The following is a 5288-nucleotide window of genomic DNA, read 5'->3' on the forward strand; positions in this document are numbered from 1 at the left end:
GGTTCAATCACCATAATAGGTTACGAGGGGAAAGATATCATTATTGATGCCCAGGGTGAAGAAAGAAGACATCGTGAAAAAGAAGCGGCACCAGGCGGCATGAGGCGTTTATCTGCCGGCAGCAGCCTTGATGTCCAGGCACAGGAAAACAATAACCAGGTAAACGTTCATGGCAGTCCTAATAAAACTACCAATCTGACCATTAAAGTGCCCATGAACAGTACCAGTGTTAAATTATCCACTGTAAATAATGGTAATATCAACGCCAGTAACCTAAGCGGTGATCTGGAGATCAGGAATGTTAACGGTTACATCAAACTGAACAATATTTCGGGGTCGGTTGTGGCCAATACGGTTAATGGCAATGTTGAAGTTACCTTTAAAAGCATTGATGCAAAAGCAGCTATGGCATTTTCAACACTTAATGGAAAGGTAGATGTTACTTTCCCGGCAAGCCTTAAAGCAAATGTCAAACTGAAATCAGACCAGGGCGATATATTTACCGATTTTGATGTGGTAACTGAACAACGCAAACCGGTAGTTACAAAAAATACCGGCGAGAAAGGAATGTACAGCCTGAAAATGGAGGACTGGGTGTACGGAAAAATAGCAGGCGGCGGTCCCGAGTTATTGATGAAAACTACTTTTGGCAGCCTTTATATCCGCAAGGCAAAATAATCAATAAGCTTTATCTCAACATAGTGTCTGTTAATTATTGGGGAAACTGCGGGTAATTTTGTCAGCAAAATTCGTCAGTTAAACGGTTAACTCACATGTTTAAGAATATTGATAAACTAAAACTAAACATTAAAGTTGTAAACAGCATTCGGCATATTATACCATGTTTCTCTTTGTTAATAAGGTCGGTTTTCAGGGGGCAGATGGTAGAAAAGGCAACGCTATACCTGTTTGTTGGTCGAATTTCGGTTTATCTGGTGAAAGCAAGTGATTGATTATAAGCCGGAATGATAATTTAAAGAAAATACTGCCGGAATGAGGTTAATTAAGCAGGGGAGATTATACAATTAGTGTGAAATTGGCGTTCCGGGGTGATATACGGAACGCTTTTTTTGCAAATAAGCCATCAACTGACCGTTGAACAATAGGCTAAACCATTTTTGTGCACTATATTTGCTCACTGGTTACCTATTGCAATTACAAAGTATAATATGGTTAAGCTTTTTATCGTGGGTTTTCCACGAGACATGGAAGAAATTGAACTTGTTGAACTGTTCAGCGCTTATGGCACAATAAGCAGCGTAAGGATAATTACCGATAAGGACAGCGGCATTAGTAAAGGTTATGGTTTTTTAGAAATGACCGATGAGGCAGGTGCTCAGCGGGCAATTGACGCTATGAACGGTGCCACTATCGACGAACGCGAGATCAGCGTTAGGATAGCTGAACAAAAGCATCAGCCGCAACAACAGCAGCAGCAATTTACAAAGCCCAAGCCGGGTTTTAACAAAGTAAAGCCGCAAGGTTACAACAAGCCCCGTTTTCCGCGCGAAAATAACAACAGGTTTGAGCAGCAGGAAGCTGCAGCCCCGGTTAGAGCAAAACGCCCCCGCAGGCAGCAGCCTTAAGCTTTTTCGAAAGCTTAAAGCAAAACGCGTAAGGCTAAAAGCTAATAAATTGATTTTTTAATTTACAGCAGCCTTAGCCTTCTTATTTCAGGACTTGTAAAGTTCATTTGCTAAAAACTGGTTCCTGAATTTTCCGTGCGGATCAAATTCGGCTACTACAGCTTTAAAAGCATCCATCTTTTCGTAACGTGCCGCTAATGTTTTAGCCGGGATGGTAAAGATTTTACCCCAGTGAGGCCTTGCTTTAAACGGTGAAAGTTCCCGTTCAATTTGGGGTAGTAATTTCAATACCGCTTCTGTTTCCTGTTTCCAGGTAAAATGAATAGCTACTGATTTTTGATTATGGGCCGGGCTCATCCACAGGTCATCGGCGGCAATGGTGCGGATCTCGGTGATGAAAAGGTGCGGACTGATCTGTTTGCCTAATTTTGCCACAGCAGCAATAGCTTCAACCGCATGATCAAAAGGTACAAAAAATTCTGATTGCAGCTCTTTACCGCTGCTTGGTGTAAAACCCATTTTAAAATGCGGTAACCGTTCATACCATGGGCCGGGTACACCCATTTGCTCGGTACAGTTTTCGGCAGAGAGGGCTATGATAGGGTGAAGGTTTTTGGTAGCGGCTTTTGCTCCATAAAATTCTTTTAGGTTTTCATCTTTGTCCGTACCTATCCTGCTTTTTATCCAAACCTCGTTAATATGGTCGCTTTGCCAGTCGGTAAACAGGCTTACACTATAGCCGGCCGAAACAATTTTTTCAAAGTGCTGCTTAAGCTCGCTCATGGGTAAGCCGGTGAATACATGTTGTTTCATCATGTAGGTTGGCTGTATTTGCAGCGTAACTTTAGTGATAACACCCAAAGCGCCAAGACCGACTACGGCTGCATTCAGCTTCGCGGTATCTTTTGTTTTTGAAAGATGAACAACACTTCCATCCGCTTTAACAATCTCTAAACCTACTACCGCGCTTGAAAGATTGCCGTTTTTTACACCGGAACCATGTGTGGCTGTTGTGATAGACCCTGCTACTGAAATATGCGGCAGGGAGGCAAGGTTATGAAGGGCAAAGCCTTCTTTATGAAGGTATGGGGCAAGCTCGCCATATTTTATGCCGCCTTCAACAGTAACGGTATGGTTTTGCTTGTCAATGGATACTACCTTGTTCAGATCGCGTGTAGAGAGCAGGTTGTCTTTACTATCGGCAATGTTATTGAAGCAGTGCCTTGTGCCCAATGCTTTTATTTTGTCGTGTTTTTTAATGAGCTGTTGTACTTCCTCAACCGATTTGGGGTAAAATACATTACCCGTGCTATAAGTTAAATTGCCCGACCAGTTTTGCAAGTGAGGTTGTTGTGCCCATGATGGGATTGAAGATAATAGGGGAGATGCCATTAAGGTAGTACTTAATTGAATGAAAGTTTTTCTTTTCATAACAAATTGGTTAGTACAAGGTAGCCAATTATTAAACAGAAATGAATTGAAATTATCCTGAATTTGCCTGATAGGCTTGCTTTGAAAAGTTTTTACGTTTTTTTAATAAGTAAATGTAGATTTTTAAAAATTTTATAAACTTTTTATTTATTTTGGTAAAAAAATTAACATTGGGATGTTAATTCAGCGTTATTCATTGATTTGGAATGCGCTTTTGGTAAATTGAAAAAAAATATCTTATAAAACATAGTGAAGGAAGTTTACGCCCCCTTTATTCCGGGTACTTACAATAAAAATAACCTTGATGAGCTGTCTGTTTGGCTCGAAAAAGGAGAAAAGTACACTATCGATAATCTTTTGTGGACTGATACAGGATATTTTCCGTCGGTTAGTTTTTCAATAGCCCATACCGGGGATGGTATCGCATTAAAGTATTTTGTAAAAGAGCAACATACCATTGCAACTTATAAAACAGTAAACGACCCTGTTTATAAAGATAGCTGTGTTGAGTTTTTTATAGGTTTTGGCGATGGCCAATATTACAACCTGGAGTTTAATGCCCTCGGAACCGCGCTGGTAGGCTTCGGTAAGGACCGCCATGGAAGGACACCTGTTCCTGATGATCAGGTGAGCAGCATAAAAGCCCTGAGTAATATCAACTGGGCTGAAAATACAGACGGTTTTAATACATGGGATTTGACATTGCTGGTCCCTTTTGATGTTTTTATTTATCATGATATCAAAACATTAAATGGAACTACCAGCCGGGCAAATTTTTTTAAATGCGGCGATGACTTGCCCGAGCCTCATTTTGTAAGCTGGAGCAACATCAATAACCCAGTACCTGATTTTCACTTATCAGCATTTTTTGGAACGATAAAATTCATTTAAAGTAAAATCCCTATAATTAAACCATATACTATGGCCCAGGCAACAAGTTCAGTACTCGAATCGCCGGTAAAAAAATCAGCGATAAACCCGATAGTTATTATCGGGGCCTTATTTTTCATTTTTGGTTTTGTAACCTGGATGAATGGTACCCTCATTCCCTATTTAAAAATAGCATGTGAGTTAAGTACAAAGGAAGCATATTTTGTAACCACCGCTTTTTATATTGCTTATGTTGTAATGGGCATCCCTGCCGGGAAAACCATAAAAAAGTTTGGCTTTAAAAATGGCATGGCCATAGGTTTGTTTGTAATGGCGTTGGGCGCACTGATATTTATACCCGCCGCAATGACCCGTACCTACGGGATATTTTTAATTGGCTTGTTTGTTCAGGGTACCGGCTTAACGGTGTTACAAACTGCATCAAACCCATATATTACCATTTTAGGCCCTGCTGAAACAGCTGCAAAGCGCATCAGCATTATGGGGATCTGTAATAAAATTGCCGGTGCTTTGGCTCCTGTTATTTTGGGTACAGTAGTACTTGCCAATATTGATTCAATAACTGAAAAGCTTAAAACTTTAAGTGCAAGTGAAAAAGCGCTGGAACTTAATCAGCTGGCATCAAGAGTGATCCTGCCTTATGGCATCATGGTGGTAGTTTTAATTTTACTGGCAATACTTATCTATTTTTCGTCATTACCGGAGATCAATACTGAGCATGAAGACGAAACCGTGGCCGCAGCAAACACAAACAAAACCAGTATTGTACAGTTTCCACACCTCATACTTGGCGTGGTAACCTTGTTTGTGTATGTAGGTGCCGAGGTTATAGCCGGCGATTCAATTTCGCTTTACGGTACTTCACAGCATATTCCATTGTCAACTGCTAAGTTTTTTACATCATGTACATTGATCTCCATGATTGTGGGCTACCTGGTTGGTGTTTTCTGTATCCCGAAACTGATAACACAACAAAAAGCATTGGTAGCTTCTTCAATTTTAGGTATTGTACTAACAATTGCAACGTTGCTAACCCATGGTTATGCGTCGGTGTTTTGCATTGCATTACTTGGTTTGGCTAACTCATTAATGTGGCCTGCTATCTGGCCGCTGGCCCTGGCAGGTTTAGGCCGGTTTACCAAAATAGCATCTTCATTATTAGTTATGGGTATTGCAGGTGGTGCCGTTCTACCTCCGCTGTACGGCTATTTTTCGGAGAAGTTTTCGGCACAATCTGCCTATATTATACTTATTCCTATTTACCTGTTTATTTTTTACTATTCAACATTAGGGCATAAAGCAGGCAGGCAAAACGTAAAAGCCTGATCGTAACATTTCTTTACCCATTTTATCTAAAAGCCTGAGAAGTGATATTCAACT

At 40.6% G+C, this 5288-nt stretch carries 5 protein-coding genes; 4 read left to right on the forward strand and 1 reads right to left on the reverse strand.

Annotated elements, in window-relative coordinates; translation table 11 throughout:
- Positions 1–678 (forward strand): DUF4097 family beta strand repeat-containing protein (locus VF500_RS18035; RefSeq protein ID WP_330861011.1); only part of this gene is annotated, 678 nt, incomplete at its 5' end.
- Between the two features lie 491 nt (positions 679–1169).
- Positions 1170–1586: an RNA-binding protein gene (locus tag VF500_RS18040; protein WP_330861012.1), complete on the forward strand. Its 417-nt coding sequence runs from the start codon at positions 1170–1172 to the stop codon at positions 1584–1586.
- 87 nt (positions 1587–1673) lie between these two features.
- Here the strand turns inward: VF500_RS18040 and VF500_RS18045 are convergent, their stop codons facing one another.
- A complete protein-coding gene (locus tag VF500_RS18045) occupies positions 1674–3017 on the reverse strand; it encodes an FAD-binding protein (protein ID WP_330861013.1) in 1344 nt (447 codons plus the stop codon).
- A 249-nt stretch (positions 3018–3266) separates the two neighbouring features.
- Here VF500_RS18045 and VF500_RS18050 point away from each other — a divergent pair, with 249 nt between their 5' ends.
- Both VF500_RS18050 and VF500_RS18055 read left to right on the forward strand, forming a co-directional pair.
- A complete protein-coding gene (locus VF500_RS18050; protein ID WP_330861014.1) occupies positions 3267–3908 on the forward strand; it encodes a carbohydrate-binding family 9-like protein in 642 nt (213 codons plus the stop codon).
- A 30-nt stretch (positions 3909–3938) separates the two neighbouring features.
- A complete protein-coding gene (locus VF500_RS18055) occupies positions 3939–5234 on the forward strand; it encodes a sugar MFS transporter (protein ID WP_330861015.1) in 1296 nt (431 codons plus the stop codon).
- The last annotated feature ends 54 nt before the right edge of the window (positions 5235–5288 follow it).

The sequence above is a fragment of the Mucilaginibacter sp. genome (assembly GCF_036383575.1).
Taxonomy (GTDB): domain Bacteria; phylum Bacteroidota; class Bacteroidia; order Sphingobacteriales; family Sphingobacteriaceae; genus Mucilaginibacter.